The 16,711-nt window shown below is 61.7% G+C and carries 19 protein-coding genes; 5 read left to right on the top strand and 14 right to left on the bottom strand.

Annotated elements, in window-relative coordinates; genetic code table 11:
• Positions 1-8: 8 nt before the first annotated feature.
• The 7 genes from PBDP_RS12810 to PBDP_RS12780 all read right to left on the bottom strand — a co-directional run bounded on the left by PBDP_RS12810 (position 9) and on the right by PBDP_RS12780 (position 5,827).
• Positions 9-839 (bottom strand): DUF2797 domain-containing protein, encoded by an 831-nt coding sequence (locus PBDP_RS12810; protein ID WP_212802330.1) that lies wholly within the window; start codon positions 837-839, stop codon positions 9-11.
• Positions 836-1,096, bottom strand: coding sequence for a YeaC family protein (locus tag PBDP_RS12805; RefSeq protein ID WP_109756050.1), 261 nt, complete (start codon positions 1,094-1,096; stop codon positions 836-838). Before PBDP_RS12805 ends, PBDP_RS12810 begins: the two co-directional genes overlap by 4 nt.
• A gap of 72 nt (positions 1,097-1,168) precedes the next feature.
• Positions 1,169-2,092: a tetratricopeptide repeat protein gene (locus PBDP_RS12800; protein WP_212802328.1), complete on the bottom strand. Its 924-nt coding sequence runs from the start codon at positions 2,090-2,092 to the stop codon at positions 1,169-1,171.
• Positions 2,092-2,577, bottom strand: coding sequence for a hypothetical protein (locus tag PBDP_RS12795; RefSeq protein ID WP_109756048.1), 486 nt, complete (start codon positions 2,575-2,577; stop codon positions 2,092-2,094). The genes PBDP_RS12800 and PBDP_RS12795 overlap by 1 nt, the downstream gene beginning before the upstream one ends.
• Positions 2,577-3,926, bottom strand: a complete 1,350-nt coding sequence (locus PBDP_RS12790) for an ATP-binding protein (RefSeq protein WP_109756047.1) — start codon at positions 3,924-3,926, stop codon at positions 2,577-2,579. Before PBDP_RS12790 ends, PBDP_RS12795 begins: the two co-directional genes overlap by 1 nt.
• A gap of 39 nt (positions 3,927-3,965) precedes the next feature.
• Positions 3,966-4,940 carry a metallophosphoesterase gene (locus tag PBDP_RS12785; protein WP_176689558.1) on the bottom strand — a complete coding sequence of 325 codons (975 nt, stop codon included), beginning with the start codon at positions 4,938-4,940 and terminating at the stop codon, positions 3,966-3,968.
• Entirely contained in the window at positions 4,937-5,827 is an 891-nt protein-coding gene (locus PBDP_RS12780; RefSeq protein ID WP_003202709.1) for an NAD(+) kinase, read from the bottom strand. The genes PBDP_RS12785 and PBDP_RS12780 overlap by 4 nt, the downstream gene beginning before the upstream one ends.
• Here PBDP_RS12780 and PBDP_RS12775 point away from each other — a divergent pair.
• The gene (locus PBDP_RS12775) at positions 5,819-6,895 is read left to right on the top strand and encodes a DUF1853 family protein (protein ID WP_411828783.1); all 1,077 of its coding nucleotides are present in this window, start codon (positions 5,819-5,821) and stop codon (positions 6,893-6,895) included. The genes PBDP_RS12780 and PBDP_RS12775 overlap by 9 nt on opposite strands.
• Before the next feature lie 130 nt (positions 6,896-7,025).
• Here PBDP_RS12775 and PBDP_RS12770 read toward each other — a convergent pair whose 3' ends face one another.
• The 3 genes from PBDP_RS12770 to PBDP_RS12760 all read right to left on the bottom strand — a co-directional run bounded on the left by PBDP_RS12770 (position 7,026) and on the right by PBDP_RS12760 (position 9,472).
• The gene (locus PBDP_RS12770) at positions 7,026-8,309 is read right to left on the bottom strand and encodes an arsenic transporter (protein ID WP_109756044.1); all 1,284 of its coding nucleotides are present in this window, start codon (positions 8,307-8,309) and stop codon (positions 7,026-7,028) included.
• Between the two features lie 37 nt (positions 8,310-8,346).
• Positions 8,347-8,697, bottom strand: a complete 351-nt coding sequence (locus PBDP_RS12765) for a metalloregulator ArsR/SmtB family transcription factor (RefSeq protein WP_109756043.1) — start codon at positions 8,695-8,697, stop codon at positions 8,347-8,349.
• 217 nt (positions 8,698-8,914) lie between these two features.
• Positions 8,915-9,472 (bottom strand): NADPH-dependent FMN reductase, encoded by a 558-nt coding sequence (locus tag PBDP_RS12760; protein ID WP_212802327.1) that lies wholly within the window; start codon positions 9,470-9,472, stop codon positions 8,915-8,917.
• A gap of 185 nt (positions 9,473-9,657) precedes the next feature.
• Here PBDP_RS12760 and PBDP_RS12755 point away from each other — a divergent pair, with 185 nt between their 5' ends.
• Together PBDP_RS12755 and PBDP_RS12750 are read left to right on the top strand one after the other, a co-directional pair.
• Positions 9,658-9,921 carry a hypothetical protein gene (locus tag PBDP_RS12755; protein WP_109756041.1) on the top strand — a complete coding sequence of 88 codons (264 nt, stop codon included), beginning with the start codon at positions 9,658-9,660 and terminating at the stop codon, positions 9,919-9,921.
• A gap of 86 nt (positions 9,922-10,007) precedes the next feature.
• Positions 10,008-10,901, top strand: a complete 894-nt coding sequence (locus PBDP_RS12750) for a LysR family transcriptional regulator (protein WP_109756040.1) — start codon at positions 10,008-10,010, stop codon at positions 10,899-10,901.
• Here PBDP_RS12750 and PBDP_RS12745 read toward each other — a convergent pair.
• The 4 genes from PBDP_RS12745 to PBDP_RS12730 form a co-directional block, all read right to left on the bottom strand.
• The gene (locus tag PBDP_RS12745; protein WP_163853996.1) at positions 10,867-11,481 is read right to left on the bottom strand and encodes a GNAT family N-acetyltransferase; all 615 of its coding nucleotides are present in this window, start codon (positions 11,479-11,481) and stop codon (positions 10,867-10,869) included. The two genes, PBDP_RS12750 and PBDP_RS12745, sit on opposite strands and share 35 nt — an antisense overlap.
• A gap of 268 nt (positions 11,482-11,749) precedes the next feature.
• The gene (dnaQ, locus tag PBDP_RS12740; protein ID WP_109756038.1) at positions 11,750-12,511 is read right to left on the bottom strand and encodes a DNA polymerase III subunit epsilon; all 762 of its coding nucleotides are present in this window, start codon (positions 12,509-12,511) and stop codon (positions 11,750-11,752) included.
• A 241-nt stretch (positions 12,512-12,752) separates the two neighbouring features.
• Positions 12,753-13,205, bottom strand: coding sequence for a ribonuclease HI (gene rnhA / locus PBDP_RS12735; RefSeq protein ID WP_030142629.1), 453 nt, complete (start codon positions 13,203-13,205; stop codon positions 12,753-12,755).
• Positions 13,206-13,294: 89 nt separating this feature from the next.
• Entirely contained in the window at positions 13,295-14,053 is a 759-nt protein-coding gene (locus tag PBDP_RS12730) for a methyltransferase domain-containing protein (protein ID WP_109756037.1), read from the bottom strand.
• A gap of 65 nt (positions 14,054-14,118) precedes the next feature.
• Here PBDP_RS12730 and gloB point away from each other — a divergent pair, with 65 nt between their 5' ends.
• Both gloB and PBDP_RS12720 read left to right on the top strand, forming a co-directional pair.
• Entirely contained in the window at positions 14,119-14,886 is a 768-nt protein-coding gene (gene gloB / locus PBDP_RS12725; RefSeq protein WP_109756036.1) for a hydroxyacylglutathione hydrolase, read from the top strand.
• A gap of 99 nt (positions 14,887-14,985) precedes the next feature.
• Entirely contained in the window at positions 14,986-16,434 is a 1,449-nt protein-coding gene (locus tag PBDP_RS12720; protein WP_109756035.1) for a transglycosylase SLT domain-containing protein, read from the top strand.
• Positions 16,435-16,711: the final 277 nt, after the last annotated feature.

Below are 16,711 nucleotides of genomic sequence, written 5' to 3'. Positions count from 1 at the left end.
GAGTCCTTCTACTGATGCACGGCGAGCTGGTAGGCCGTGTATTTACGAATGTTGATCACGCCGGTGTCGAAAATCAGGTACTGGCCCTTGATCCCCAGCAGCGTGCCTTCAGCAATCGGGTTCTTGTCCAGGTTGAAACTGACGATCTTGGCCGGGTATTGCTCCACCGGATAACGGATCTCGATAGGCTCGACGTCCGCTATGGTCTGGATCGCCTGTAAGCCAAAACGTTCCTGCAAACCCTGCAATCCCTGGGCGCAGCTTTCGAACAGCGAGTCACGGATCGCCGGCAGGTCCACCGCCACGGCGTCGCCCTTGAGCAAGGCGCGCCAGTTGGTCTTGTCCGCCACCTGGCTGCGGAACAGGTCTTCGACAAACCCCGATTGCTGACGCGTGGCGACCCGCAGGATCGGCAGCGCCTGGCTGGCGCCCTGGTCCAGCCAGCGGGTCGGCAATTGCGTGGCACGGGTAATGCCGACCTTCACGCCCGAGGAGTTCGCCAGGTAGACCACATGATCGGTCATGCAGAACTGCTCGCCCCAGGCCGGCTCACGGCAGGTGCCCGCCTCGAAATGGCAGCGTTCGGGGCTCATGATGCACAGGTCGCACTGGGCCAGCTTGGTCATGCAAGGGTAGCAATAACCCTGGCTGAAGCTGGTCTTGGTCCGGCGTCCACAGTGGGTGCAGTGGATCGCACCGAGGTACTCCAGGCGCACCGTGCTGCCAATCAACGGGTTGACCGGCACCTCGGCATCGCCCAGGCGAAAGGCGTATTGAACAGTCGGCCCGTCAAGGCGCGCCGACATCTTGCTGATTGCACCGCGGCCAATCTCGATCAATGGATGGCGTCCGACTTGAACAGGATATTCGGGACGGTGGTCGACTTCGACTGGCACTCCTGCGGGCCCATGTAGCCGGTGCGCTCGTCTTCGGGCAGGTTCTGGATCTCCCAGGCGATCATCGCTTGCAGCGACAACTCGCGCTGCTCGGCGGTGAGCTTGTTGCCATCGGCCCATTTACCGATTTCCACCGCCAGTTTCAGGCTTTGGTAGATGTCAGGGGTGATGTTCTCGATCATTTCTGCAAAAGACGACATGTTAAGCAATCTCCAATAATGTCGCGGGTTCCAAGGCAAAGCACGACTGACCGCCGTGTGGGCACTCGCTGTTTAGAATTCCCTGGACAGCTTGACCTGGGCCAGCTCTTTTTCCAGGGAGTGCCTGAATATCTGTGGCGCGGCAAAGGTGTACGCGGCAAACCCCAGCCATAGCCAATCAATCACCTGGGCCACCTGCGGGTAGCCCTGGGCCGTCAGGGTGATGACCACCACCCGATAGACCACGAACATGAGCAACAACACCACGATGGCTCGACTGGCGCTGCGCTCGCTCATCCAACTGTTGAATCGCCACCATGTTCCCAGAAACAGACTGCTGCGAGCCTTGACGGCAGTCAGCAAGTGCAGCGCGGCCCGGTCATTGGCGTTTTCCTGCAAGGCCCAGATCGCGTGCGCGCGCGCGCCCTCGACGTCACCTTCGCGCAATAGCAAGTGCCCGAGTACCACCACGGCCCCGGTATGCCCTGGCTCGGCCTGCAAGGCCTGGCGGGCGAACTGATGCGCTTGCCCCCACTGGCCGCTGGCACGATAAAACTGGGCCATGGCCACCAGGTTGGACGCATCGTCGGGGGCCAGTTCCAGGGCTTTTTTCAATGGTTCGCGGCTTTGTTCCAGGCGGCCGGTCAACTGGTAAAGGTCGGCCAGCGTGCGGTAGTTGACCGGATTGAGCGGTTCCATATCCAGCAACTGGGTCAAGTGTTCCTGGGCCAGCTTGAACTTGCGCAAGGCAATGGCAACCTGGGCGGCAGCGTAATGGGCGAGCGGCAACTGTGCATCGGCCAGCAGCGCCAACTGCACCTCGCGCCTGGCGGCATGCACGCGGCGCAGATTGATCAGGCACACCGCCAGCAACGCATGGGCTTCGGCCGAGTCCGGATCGCTCGCCAGCAATTGGCGCAGCGCGTCGATGGCACCGTCGTAATGGTCGGCCTGCAAGCGTTGATACGCCAGCTGCAGCAGATAATCGGTATTCATCAGCTCACCACCAGATACCAGAGAGTGGCAGGCACCCACTTGATGACCATGCCCTTGAGCACGAACGCGCCAATCAACACCACTGGCAAACCGAAGCGGTTCAGCACGCCACCGTAGTATTGGTAGATCTCGATGGTCGCGTTCTGCTGCATGAACAGCAGATAGCCGATGGCAAGCTTCCACACCACCAAGGTCAACAAGGCGTACTGAATCTGCGCCTGGCTCTGGATGTACCCCGCCTCTACCAATTGCAGCAATCCCAAACCGATGAGCAGGCTGCCCACCAGGCAAAGGCCGGCCAGCAACCATTCACGCACCCGGGTCGGGCTGCCCACCGCGATGGCGTTGAAGACAAACCACGGCAAGCCGAGCCAGGCGCCCCCCAACATCAGCCCCAGCAGCGGCCAGAAAGGCGAGACGGCCCACTTGGCCAGGGCGCCCGGACGTGGCTCGTCCTCAATGCGATAACCACCGTACTGCGCCATCAGCGACCCTTCCCGTGTTTGTCGAGGAAGGCCAGCACTTCGTCGTACTGGTTGCCTTCATTGGCATAGCGCGCGTAGTTGCGCGCCGTGGTCAGCCATTCCAGGGTGGTTGCCCGCACTTCCTTGAGCGCCTGCTTGAAATGCCGGTCGCAGATCGGTTGCTCGCTCGCGCCGCTGATGGACTCTTCGATCGCTTCGTCAGCGGCGGTTTCCACCAACTCACCCAGGTCCGCACCGGAAAAGCCCGAGGTGTTTTTCGCCAGGAAGGCAAAGTCGATGTCCTCGGCCGTCGGACGACCTTCCATCATCAGCTTGAGCATGGCTTCCCTTGCTGGCCGGTCGGGTGGTGGCACGAACAACACCCGGTCAAAACGCCCCGGGCGCCTGAAGGCCGAGTCCACCGACCAAGGCACGTTGGTCGCGGCGAGGATCAGTACGCCGTGGTTGTCCTTGGTAAAACCGTCCATCTCGGACAGGAACTGGCTGACCAGCTTCGAAGAGGTCGAGTCCCGGGTGTTGGAACGCTTGCCACCCAAGGCCTCGACTTCATCGAAAAACATTACCGCCGGAGCCTGGGCACGGGCCTGTTCGAACAGCGCGTGCAACTTGCGCTCGGATTCGCCGATGTACATGTCCAGGACATCGGAAATGGCCACGTTGAAGAACGTCGCCTTGCACTCCCCGGCCGTGGCCCGCGCCAGCATGGTCTTGCCACATCCCGGAGGCCCATAGAGCAACACGCCCCCGCCGACCCGCTTGCGAAAGCGCTGGAACAGGCCGGGCTTCTGGTAAGGCAGGATGATTTTCTTGTGAATGGTTTTCTTCAGCTCGTCCAGGCCACCGATGTCATCGAAGGACAGGGCTTCCTTTTCCGGCACCAACAGGCGCCGGACCTCGGTCTGGTCGGTGTTGTCATTGGAGATCACGCGCAAGCGCGGACGCCCTTGCGCAGCGGAAAAGTCGGTCACGGATACGTTCAAGCGACGCCATAGCGCCATGTCTTCCAGGGCCGGGTTGGCGTCTACCGCGGCACGGTATTCCACCTGGGCTTCCTTCATCTGCTCAAGGGCTGCGAAGGCGCGCGCCCTGAGCATCCGCGCGGCAGGCTCGTTGCCTTCAATCAGGCCGAGGGCCCGTTGCGCCTGGCTCGCGGCGATACATAACCTGGCCGCGGCCATTTTCAAGGCCTGGGCATCGCTCCATTGCTCAAGATCGGCAGGCAACAACCCAAGCCCGCGCTCGTACTCGCTGCGCTCGACACTGGCGTCGAGCAACAGTGTCAGCAGCGCGACGTTACCGGGGGCAGCCAGGAGCGCGGCCTCCAGTTGGTCGAACGTCGAATCATCCATGGCACTTCCTCAAAAAATGCGTTCGCGTGACAGACAGTCTCACTGCACCACCTCCGGCCGCTCGACATCGACCCAGACAAACTTGTGCGGGTCCAGACGGGTTTCCTGGTCCAGGCGATAAGCCACCAGTTTGCCGTAGAGCACCGCACTGTAATCCAGGCAGGCCAGGTTCGGGCGAATCGGCGCGGGTTTACCGCTGCGCCAATAGTGGCCGACGAACAGCAAGGGTTCATGGGCGCCATAGCGCAACAGGTTGTTTTTTTCATCCGGCGACAGCGGCGTACGGGCCACCGGCTCCGGCAAGGCGTCGGGCTGGAACACGATGTCGCCGTAGGTCTGCGGGTTGTCTTCCCAGAACTTGGTGCGGAAAAACGAACGGGTCAGGCCATCGCCACCGGTCAGCGTCAGGCCATGGGGCAGGCGCATGTCGGTGCCGCGCAGCAAACGATCGAACACCGTGCAGGCAAAACTGCCCGGTTGCGCCGAGGCCTGGAGGAAATGCTCGTCGACACAACCGTCCGGGAACAGCCCACGCAACGGTTCGATCAGGCCCGCATCCCAACAGGCATGCACCACCCGGAACCGACCGGCATCGACAAACAGCGGCAGGTCATAGAACCATTCGAGGAAGTCGTGCCAATCACCGGGATGCTGCTCGAACTGGGTCAGGGTCTCGTGGAGCAAGCGGGCGTGACGCGGCGTGTGTTCACGCACGTAGCGCTGGCCGCTGCCGGGCAAGGCCGGTGTGCTCCAGCCCAGGGCGTTGAACTCGTGGTTGCCCATGATGCACAGCGCCTGGCCGGCCACGACCATGTCATGGACGATGTGCAGCGCTTCACGAATCCGCGGGCCACGGTCGATGATGTCCCCCAGGAACACGGCCATGCGCGACGGATGCCGCCAGACCCCGCCCTGCTTGTGGTAACCGAGTCGGTCCAGCAGGTGTTCCAGGGTCAGGGCGCATCCGTGCACGTCACCGATCAAATCGTAACTGCGCGCAGGATCGAGCATCAGTCGCCTCCACCCCCCAACCGACTGCCCCAGCCGAGCTTGGTCCGGCAGACTTCGTAGTAATTGTGATCCAGCGGATGGATCAGGCGCAGCTTCTGCGCTTTCTTGCTGACGGTGATGGTGTCACCCGGCGCGCAGGTGAAATGGTTCTGACCGTCACAGGACACTTGCGGGTAGATCTGCATATCCTTGGACACGACGATTTTCAGCTCACTGTTGCCATCGACCACAATCGGTCGCCCAGACAAGGTATGGGGGTACATGGGCACGATCACAATAGCGTCGAGCTTGGGGTGCATGATCGGCCCGCCGGCTGAAAGCGCGTAAGCCGTGGAACCGGTCGGGGTCGCGACGATCAGGCCGTCGGCCTTCTGGCTGCAGACGAACTGACCGTCGATGTACAGTTCGAATTCGATCATGCGCGTGGATTTGCCGGGGTGCAGCACCACGTCATTGAGGGCATCGCCCTGGCCGATGGCCTCGGCGTGACGGCGGACCTCGGCTTGCAGCAGGAAGCGGTTTTCCACCAGGTAATGGCCGTCCAGCACCTCGGCGACCTTGGTCTCCAGCTCGTCAGGGCGGATATCGGTGAGGAACCCCAGGCTGCCGCGGTTGATCCCCAGCACCGGGATATTGTGCCGCGCCAGGGCCCGGGCGGCCCCCAGCAGGCTGCCGTCGCCGCCAACCACGATCACCATGTCGCAGACTTCGCCGAGCATCTTGCGCGACGAGGTCTGCAGGCCATGGCCCGGCAGCACTTCGGCGATGGTATCTTCGAGGATCACATGCAGGTGCCGCTCCAGGAGGAAACGTTTGAGACGGCGAACGGTGTCCAACACCTGCGAACTGCCCAGGCGACCGATGATGCCGATATTGCGAAATTGCTCCATGAGGCTCCTGCGAGGGTCTGCGGCGGGCGAAAACCACGATTATGGGCGAAAGCGCTCCATAGACAAAATTCTTTAAGCCTTGCCACAGGCTATGCTCGCAAAATGATCCTGTTCCCTGAATTGCTCGACTTGCCCCGCCGCCTGCGCCATCCCGAAGTGCGCGACCTCGCGTGGGCGATCATCGCCCCGCCGATGCTCATCGACACGCCCTGGCCCCAGCGCCATCCCCTGGCCGGCAGTGACTGGGTGCAGGATCCCCATCGACTGGAACACTGGCTGCGGCAATTGGACCGCGACAGCTACCCCTTGCTGCACTGCCTGTCCCAAGGGCGGACACGACGCCTGGGCCTGTATTACGAAAGGCTCTGGCAGTTTGCCGTGCAGCATGCCCCGGGCATCGAATTGATCGCCGCGAATCTGCCGATCCGGCGCGAAGGCCATACGCTGGGCGAACTGGACCTGCTGCTACGCGATCGCGACGGCATCCACCACCTGGAGCTGGCCATCAAGTTGTACCTCGGGCCGCAGGACGGCAATGGCCGGGACGCCGCGCAGTGGCTCGGGCCGGGCTGTCACGACCGGCTCGACCGTAAACTGGCGCATCTGCGCGAACACCAACTGCCGATCTCGGCCCGCCCGGAAAGCCGTGAGGCCTTGGCGACCTTGGGCATTGAACCGGCCGGCCTCGAGTCGTTTCGCTCAGAGCTCTGGCTCGGCGGCTACCTGCTTTATCCCTGGCCGGGCCGGGCCGACCCGCCAACCGGTGCGCACCCTCGGCATTTACGGGGCAGTTGGCTGCATCAGCGTGATTGGCCAGCATTCGTCGACCAACGTCCACCAGGGCGCTGGCAACCCCTGCCCCGCGCCGCCTGGCTGGCCCCGGCCCACTATCCGGCGGAGCAGACCTGGGACACCTCGCAACTGGAAGCCTGGCGAATGGCCCTCGAGCCCATGGCGCCGGCGCAGCTGATGGTGCGCCTGACTGAAAATGCCGAGGGCGAGTGGGAGGAAGCCGAGCGGGTATTCCTGGTGGCCGATCTTTGGCCGGATGTGCCGGGTACCGGATGAGTTTTGTGGCGCCTTTCAGGGCTTCATCGCGAGCAGGCTCGCTCCTACAGGGTTATGTGCAGATCATCGAAGCTGTAAACAACACAATCCACTGTGGGAGCGAGCCTGCTCGCGATGCAGCCAACTCGGTTCAGATGGACAACCGCAAAGCCAACGCCGCCAACGTCACCAGCAACACCGGCACCGTAAGCACGATCCCGACCTTGAAGTAATACCCCCAGCCGATCCGGATATTCTTGCGCTCCAGCACATGCAGCCACAGCAACGTCGCCAGGCTGCCAATCGGTGTGATTTTCGGGCCCAGGTCGCTGCCGATGACGTTGGCGTAGATCATCGCCTCCTTCACCACCCCGGTGGCCTGGCTGGCATCGATGGACAAGGCGCCGATCAGCACCGTCGGCAAATTGTTCATCACCGACGAGAGCAACGCCGTCAGCACGCCGGTGCCCATCGCCGCACCCCACACGCCATATTCGGCGAAACCGTCGAGCCAGTGGGCCAGGTAGCCGGTCAGCCCGGCGTTGCGCAGGCCATAGACCACCAGGTACATACCGAGGGAGAAAATCACGATCTGCCAGGGCGCTTCCTTCATCGCCTTGCGGGTGGAAATCTTGTGACCGCGGGCCGCGACTGCCAGCAGCAACGCCGCACAGACCGCGGAGATCGCACTGATGGGAATCCCCAGCGGCTCCAGGGCAAAGCAGCCCAACAACAGGATCACCAACACCACCCAACCGGCATAAAACGTCGCCTTGTCGTGGATCGCCGTCGCCGGATCGTCCAGTTGATGCGGATCGTAGTCACGCGGGATGTCGCGACGAAACAGCCACAGCAGTATCGCCAGGCTCGCCGCGACGCTGACCAGGTTCACCGGCACCATGACCGCCGCGTAGCGGTTGAAACCGATGCCGAAGAAATCCGCCGAGACAATGTTCACCAGGTTCGACACCACCAAGGGCAGGCTCGCGGTGTCGGCAATGAAACCAGCCCCCATCACGAACGCCAGGGTCGCCGCCGGGGAAAAACGCAACGCCAGCAACATCGAAATCACGATGGGTGTCAGAATCAGCGCCGCTCCGTCATTGGCAAACAGCGCCGACACCAGCGCCCCCAGCAGCACCATGAACGCAAACAGCTTGCGCCCACTGCCCTTCCCCCAACGGGCCACATGCAAGGCCGCCCAGGCGAAGAAGCCGGCCTCGTCCAGCAGCAGGCTGATGATGATCAGCGCGACAAAGGTCCCGGTGGCGTTCCAGATAATCTGCCAGACCAGCGCAATGTCACCGACCTGCACCACCCCGCTCAACAGGGCCAGCAACGCGCCGAGCGTCGCGCTCCAGCCAACGCCAAGCCCCCTGGGCTGCCAGATCACCAGCGTAATGGTCAGCAGGAAAATCAACGACGCGATGAGCATGCGCAACAGCCTTGAAAGAAGGTTTGAAAAGAGGAAATCAGCAGCAACGCGCCACCGGACGATCAACCATGGCAACCAAACGCTCGACATCGGCCATCAGCCATGCCGTGTTGGCGGCCAACGCCTGCTCCAGCAAGGTGCTGACCCAGGACGGCAACTGCGGATGCAGACGGTAGTAGACCCATTGCCCTTGGCGCCGATCGCTGAGCAGGCCAGCGCTGCGCAGCTGCGCCAGGTGCCGGGAGATCTTCGGCTGGCTCAGGCCCAGCGCGGCGGTGAGCTCGCAGACACATAACTCGCCTTCGCGGGCCAGCAACAGCGCAATGCGCGTACGAGTGTCATCGGCCAGGGCCTTGAAGACATCGACGGGGTTATGGGAATCGGACATGGCGACGGAAAGCCTGGATGAGCGAAGGGCGAATATATGGAGATTCGAATATTCAGTAAAGCGCGGATTGAAGGGGGGCGCACTTGTGGCGAGGGAGCTTGCTCCCGCTGGACTGCGAAGCAGGCCCTGGAGCGGTTGCTGCGCAACCGAGCGGGAGCAAGCTCCCTCGCCACAAGCCAGCTCCCTCGCCACAGGGTTTACCTGAAATCTCGGGGCATCAAACCTTCTTGTGTTGCTCGACCCACTTGCCATAGGCATTGATGAACGTTTGCAGGAAAGGCCGCACCGACTCCGACAGGTTGCCCGCCTCGTCAAACGCCGTCCCGGCACCGCTCAGGTAGGCTTCCGGCTGCTGCATGCAGGGAACGTCGAGGAATACCAGCGACTGGCGCAAATGATGGTTGGCACCGAAACCGCCGATGGCACCCGGCGAAGCACTGATCACCGCACCCGGCTTGCCACTCAGGCAACTCTGGCCGTAGGGACGCGAACCGACGTCGATGGCATTTTTCAACGGTGCCGGCACCGAGCGGTTGTACTCAGGCGTAACGAACAACAAAGCATCAGCCGCGCCCACCTGTTGACGGAATGTGGTGTAGGCTGCCGGCGGCGTTACGTCAATGTCTTCGTTATAAAGCGGCAACTCGCCGATTTCAACGATGTTCAGTTTCAGATTGGCCGGTGCCAGCTCCGCCAGCGCCAGTGCTACCTTGCGGTTGATCGATGCCTTGCGCAGGCTGCCCACTAAAACGGCCACTGTGTAGACATTACTCATGAGAGGCTTCTCGACTGTCGGCTCAAAGGAGCCTGTAGTTATAGATGATCGGCATCACAATTGGACCAGTGGAGAGACGAAAACCCGCCGGCTGGACTATTTTTTTCATGTAGGAAAACTTACCGCGCTTGACCGGGGTCTACAGAACCGCAAATCGAGTGATCTATTTCCAGAGGTTCTAAGCAATGGCAGCAGTACTTGTCGGACAATTTCATGCGCGGGACGCCGAAGGTCGCGTCTATTCGGTGCATGAGTTCCAGGAATCGACCCCGTCGCCCGACGGAAATGGCAAGGAGCCTGTCACTACCTATAAGTTGGCGATCGGTGATCGCGTCAACAAACTCGACGACGGAAAATTCGTGCTGGTGCAGTCGCAAATCGAACTGACGCGCGAGCCGGAAACGCCGCTGCAAGCTCAAACGCCCACTGAAACGCAAATCGCCTTATAAACGGTTGTTATGAGCAGAAGTCATGCCCGGACTTGGGTTAGGATTCAGCCATTCAATGGCTCACCCGCCGAACATGGACTTCTTGCATGCGTTTACGCCACATCGAAGTGATCCAGGCGCTGCTGCAGACCGGTCACCTCGGCACGGCGGCCGAATGGCTGCAACTGCCGGTGACGGAGGTCGAGGCGATCCTGCGCGACGCCGAGGCCCAACTGGGCTTCATGCTGTTTGCCAGCGTGCGCGGGCGCTTGCAGGCCACCCGGGAAACCCTTGAGCTGCGTGACGGCATCACGCGGGTGTACGACACCCTCGAGCCGGTGCTGCGGCTGGCCAGCAGCCTGAAGCACTATCAGGCACCCCCTCTGCGTATCATCTGCACCCCGCCGCTGGCCCAACAATTATTACCCCAGAGCATCGCCGCCCTGCGTCGACGTCATCCGGATGCGCCTTGCACCCTGCTCAGCCAACCGACCCGCGACATCGTCCACAGCTTGCTATTGCGTGAAGCCGACCTTGGACTGAGCCTGCACGACCCTGAACACCCCGACATCCATTGCCAGATGATCGCCCAGGGCAAACTGCAATTGCTGGCGCCCCACGGCTGGCTGCAACCGCGGCAGAAATACGTTTCGCTACAGGATCTGGCAGGCCAGTCGTTGGTGGGGCTCGATGGCCATGACCCGCTAAGCCCGGCGTTCGAGCATAAACTGGCGGCGCTACGCCCGGCACCGGTGATCCAGATCCGCGTCCAGACACATCAGATGATGCGCGCCATGGTCGAGGCCGGCGAAGGCCTGGCCATCGTCGACCCTTTCACCGCCTCGGGCGCCAAGGACGGCGGCCTGGACGTCTGCCCGGTGTCGCCCGCTATCCCGATTGGTCTCTATGCCCTGAGCCTGAACGGCACGACGCCCTCGCCCGCCGTTCAATCGCTGCTGGAACGGGTTACGGAACAAGCCGAGGCGTTGCTGGGCCACTGATCGACATGCCCAACGGATCGTCGAACAGCCGATACCAGAACAACGCCACTTCAGCGGTATGTCGGTCAATGCCGCGATAGCGCAAGTGATCGATGCCGCCGAGCACATAACCGCAGCGCTCATAGAGCCGGCAGGCCCCCAGGTTGTTGTTCTGGGTTTCCAGCATGATCCCCGGCAGTTTCTTCTTGCGACTCCAGAAGTGAGCGACGTCGAGCAGCGCCTTGGCCACCCCGTGGCGACGGGCCGGAGCATGCACCGCCAGTTCGTCGATGTGGGCGAAACCGTTCCAGTTGGTACTGACCACCAGATGCCCCACCGGTTGATCGTCGAGATAGGCCATGAAGATCTCGCTGTCCGGGGCATCGCGAAAGCTGCTGAACTCTTCGGGATCGATGCCGTAGCACTTGCGATAGGGAACGATGGGCGTCACCGGCCACTGGCTCACGGGCCGACCTATCTGCGCCGTACCGTAGTCGCTGACTTCGAAACTGAAATCGCTGCCCCATATATAGGCGGCGAAGCCATCATCGACAACGCGCACCGACAACCCCGGGTGCTTGGGATTCATGACCGGTTGCATACTGGGGAAGGTCCTCATTCCTTGAGGCAACCAACGGCGTATTGCCATCCATTGCCCTTGCCTTTCAAGTCTTCACACATCAAGCGGGATCCATAGCCTGCCCGTTACCTCAGGTTAGAAGGTCGTGGCGATTGTGGCGAGAAATGAACAATTGGTTGGTGGCATCCTTTAGTAGGAGCGGGCTTGCTCACGAAAGCGGTGGGTCAGCTTGCATGTGTGCTGAGCGTACTGACACCTTCGCGAGCAAGCCCGCTCCCACAGGGGTTCATCAGTTCGCCGCGGCCTGCGCCTCGGCCAACTGCGTCCACAATGCCGGAGCACCTGCGGACTTGGCGATGGCTTCCAGACGCGCGGCATGTTCGGCCAGGTCGCTTTCGCTGGCACGGATGATCCGCGCTGGCTGACGGTCAGCGGGCAAACGGCGGATTTCCGTGGCCTGGTTGCCGGAGCCTTCGCCAGTACCATTGCCGTCCGAGGCGTTGCCGGCCAGGGACAGGCTGGTCTGGCCACCGGTCATGGTCAGGTAGACGTCGGCCAGGATCTCGGAGTCGAGCAAGGCGCCGTGCAGTTCACGGCCGGAGTTGTCGACACCGTAGCGCTTGCACAAGGCATCGAGGCTGTTGCGCTGCCCCGGGTGACGCTCCCGGGCCATCATCAGGGTATCGAGGATGGTGCAGTGCTGGGTAATGTCAGCCCGGTCGTGCTGGCCCATCAGGGCAAATTCGTTGTTGATGAACCCAACGTCGAACGCCGCGTTGTGGATGATCAACTGCGCGCCCTGGATGAATTCGAAGAACTCATCGGCCACTTCGGCGAAACGCGGCTTGCCCACCAGGAATTCGTTGGTAATGCCGTGCACGCCAATGGCGCCCTCGTCACTTTCACGATCCGGTTGCAGGTAAACGTGGAAATGGCGACCGGTCAGGCGCCGACCGATCAGCTCGACACAACCGATTTCAATAATCCGGTGACCATCGGTCACCGGCATGCCGGTGGTTTCGGTATCCAGTACTACAGATCTGTTGGCCATCAGTGTTCAGCTCTCAACGGGCAGTCTTGCAAAAGCGCGGATCTTAACACGCTCTTGTCGCAAGGGGATTTACCTGGGAGCCAGGCTCCTGGAAGCAAGTGATGAACGAGAGCAAACACTGTGGGAGCAAAGCTTGCTCGCGATAAAGATCATGCGGTCTTTCAGGAAAACCAGGGCGCCTGTGTCGCGAGCAAGCTTTGCTCCCACACAAGTGCCCGGGCCACAGGGGCGCAACCGAGAATCAAGCCTGCTTGTAACCCCGCACCTCATCCACCCCACGATTGGCCAACTGATCAGCCCGTTCATTGCCGTGGTGGCCGATGTGGCCGCGCACCCATTTCCAGGTGACGTTGTGGCGATTGACCTGCTCATCCAGCAATTTCCACAGGTCGGCGTTTTTCACCGGCTCCTTCGCCGCCGTCTTCCAGCCGCGTTTCTTCCAGTTGGCCATCCACTCGTTGATGCCTTTCATGACGTACTGCGAGTCGGTCACCAGCAGCACATCGCAAGGCCGCTTGAGTTCTTCCAGGCCACGGATCGCGCCCATCAGTTCCATGCGATTGTTGGTGGTATTGGCTTCGCCGCCCCAGAGTTCCTTCTCCACGCCCTTGCACACCAGCAACGCGCCCCAGCCACCCGGACCGGGGTTGCCCTTGCAGGCGCCATCAGTGAAGAGTTCTACGCTATCGCTCATGCCAATCTATCCAGAAAAAAAATGCGAAGACCCGCCGATCGGGCCCGACAACACCCGCAGCCCAATGCCGGCAAGAACCATCGAAAAAGTTACGGCTCGATGTGGCGACGATTGACCTTGGCCATCGGCAAGGGAATCAGCTTGCCCATCGGCTCGCGTCGCGCCTGGCGTACCGGGCGCAGCCCGACCGCAATCTTGCGCGCCACCAATAGATAGAAACCGCCGCCGGACAGTTGCCAGTCACCAGCCTTGCGCTCCCACCCAGCCAGGCGCGCCTGCCACTTGGGCGAGGCAAGCGGCGGACGATAGCACCCGAAGCGGCGTTTCTCCAGCGCGAAGCCCAGCAGGTTGAGCCAATCGCCGACCCTTGAGGCCGAGATGCAGCGGGCCTGGCGCAAGGCGTCGTGGGCGAACACGTGACGCAACCCCCAACTGCTCCAGGGATTGATACCGACGATCAACAGATGGCCACCAGGACGCACGCTGCTGGCGGCTTCACGCAGCAAGCCATGGGGCGACAGGCAGAAGTCCAGGCCGTGCTGCAAGACCACGACGTCGGCGGCATGTTCGCTCAAGGGCCAGGCCTGCTCCTCGCAGACGATCTCCACCCCGGGCAACGGCGCGCCCAGGCGCACGTTACGCTGGACCTGCGGTGCCGACGGCGGGGTCTGGGCCGAAGGCCCGTAATGCACCAGGTAGCCGCCGAAGAACCGACCCAACTCGTCTTCGAGCATGCGCCGTTCTTCTTCCAGCAAAAATTGCCCGACAGGGCCGGACAGCCATTCACGGGCGGCGCTGATCAACGCCAGCCAGTCAGGATCAGCCTGAGCGAACGCTTCATCGGTCATTGCATTCTCCAACGCGTCAGGAAGTTCTAAGATGCGCCTTTGTTTTCCGCTTGGCGAATTCCACGATGATACAGATCAGTGCCCTGCCCGCATTCACCGATAACTACATCTGGTTGTTACAGGATCATGCCACCCAGCGCTGCGCCGTGGTCGACCCGGGTGACGCCGCGCCAGTGCAGGCCTGGCTCGAAGCCCATCCGGGCTGGGTCCTGAGCGACATCCTGGTCACCCACCATCACCATGACCATGTCGGCGGCGTCCAGGCGCTGAAAAATGCGACGAACGCCACCGTCCATGGCCCGGCCAGCGAAAACATCCCGGCGCGGGACCAGGCCCTCAATGACAACGACACGGTCAGCGTGCTCGGCTGGGACTTCGATGTCTACGCCGTGCCCGGCCATACGCTGGGGCACATCGCCTACTACCACCATGGCCTGCTGTTCTGTGGCGACACCCTGTTCGCCGCCGGTTGCGGCCGACTCTTCGAAGGTACGCCGACGCAAATGCACCACTCGCTCAGTCGCCTCGCCGCCCTGCCTGAAGATACGCTGGTCTACTGCACCCATGAATATACCCTCGGCAACCTGAAATTCGCCGCCGCGGTGGAGCCAGGCAACCCGGACATCGCCGCCCGCCTGGAAAAAGTCAGCCGGCAACGCAGCGAAGGCATCATGACGCTGCCCTCGACCCTGGCCCTGGAAAAGCTCACCAATCCGTTCCTGCGCACGACTGAAACATCCGTTAAACAAAAAGCAGACGAACGGAGCGGCCAGCGAAACCAGACGCCGAGTGAGGTTTTTGCTGCCTTGAGGGCTTGGAAAGATACGTTCTAAGGCAGCTATCGATTGATACAAAAATTCTGAAAGGTTGACCTGTTGGGGTGCGCTTCCTAGAATCGGCCGACATTTTTGCCCGGAACTTACTTCCAGCCAATGTCGTCATCTATACGCAGGTCCGTCCAGTCAGACACATTGACCCGCTTGGCTCAAGCCATCGCGGTGGCTGTGTCCGCCACCTTGGCGGGCTGCCAGAGCACGAGCCAGCTGCCGCAGACCGACGCGGCCCACACGCCGAATATCGCCGCCCGCGCCAAACAGAAGCCGGTATGGCTCACTGAAAAACCCAGCCCCCAAGTACCCCAGGACATCTGGGAGCGCATGCGCCAGGGCTTCCAGTTGCAGGAAACCGCCGGGGTCAATCCACGTATCGAGCAACAGCGCCTGTGGTTCGCCAGCAACCCCTCCTTCCTGGAAAACGCCGGTGAGCGCGGCAGCCTGTACATCCATTACATCGTCGAACGCCTCGAAGAGCGCAACATGCCGCTGGAGCTGGCGCTGCTGCCGGTGATCGAGAGTGCCTACAACCCCATGGCCTATTCCCGGGCCAACGCAGTGGGCCTATGGCAATTCATCCCATCCACGGGGCGTTACTTCAACCTGCGCCAGACCCGCTTCTATGACGGGCGTCGCGATATCACCGCTTCCACCACGGCCGCCATGGACTACCTGACGCGCCTGCATGACATGTTCAACGGCGACTGGTTGCTGGCGCTGGCGGCCTACAACGCCGGCGAAGGCACGGTCAGCCGCGCCATCGAGCGCAACGAGAAGCTCGGCCTGCCCACCGACTACTGGAACCTGCCGCTACCCAGCGAGACCCAGGCCTATGTGCCGAAGCTGTTGGCGCTGTCCCAGGTGGTGCTGTCGCCCGATGCCTATGGCGTGAACCTCAACCCGATCGCCAACGAACCGTATTTCCAGGTCGTCGAGATCAACCAGCGCATGGACCTTTCCAAGGTCGCGGCAGTGGCCAATATCGACGAAGACGAGCTGTTCCAGCTCAACCCGGCCTTCAAGCAGCGCACCACCATCGACGGCCCGCAGCACCTGCTGGTGCCAACATCCAAGGCTCAGTTGCTGACCGCCAGCCTCTCGACCATGCGCCCGGAAGAGCTGATCAGCCAGCGCTCGCTCAAACCAGTCTTTGAAAATGTCGACGACAGCGAAGTGGAAGGCGCAAGACGCACCTACCGCGTCAAGCGCGGCGAGAACCTGGCCCAGATTGCCAAGGCCAACAACGTCCAGACCAAAGACCTGCAACGCTGGAACAAACTCAGCGGCAACAAGCTCAAGGTCGGCCAGACCCTGGTGATGCAGGACGCCAAGCCGAACAAGGCCACCGGCAAGCGCATCAGCACCGTGGTAGCCGCCAATACCAAGGACCAGAAGAAGCAGACCCAGTACAAGGTCAAGCAAGGCGACTCGCTGTATGTGGTAGCCAAGCGCTTCAACGTGGAAATGCAGCACCTCAAGCGCTGGAACCCGCGAATGGGCAAGGCACTCAAGCCTGGGCAGATGTTGACGGTCTACTCCCCGCACTAAGGTGACCGGGGAGCTTTGTGTGGTGAGGGGTTCATCCGTGGGAGCAAGACTTGCCCGCGATGGCCACACTGCGGTTTAACAGTTGAACCGCGATATCGTTCATCGCGGGCAAGCCTTGCTCCCACAGGTCAAAGCTCCCACAAAGAGGATAAATCCCCTCTCCAAAGGTTCTGCGCTCGGCCGGTATCCGCTTAGCCGACTGGCACCCCCCTCTAAACCCCGCCTTTTTCCTGCCGATACAAGCTGTTACTGTACAGGTCATAAAAGCCCAAGCCGC

Source organism: Pseudomonas sp. St290 (assembly GCF_018325805.1).
GTDB classification, from domain to species: Bacteria; Pseudomonadota; Gammaproteobacteria; order Pseudomonadales; family Pseudomonadaceae; genus Aquipseudomonas; species Aquipseudomonas bijieensis.
Note: the sequence above shows the minus strand (reverse complement) of the source record. Positions and strands in the feature narration are given on the sequence as shown.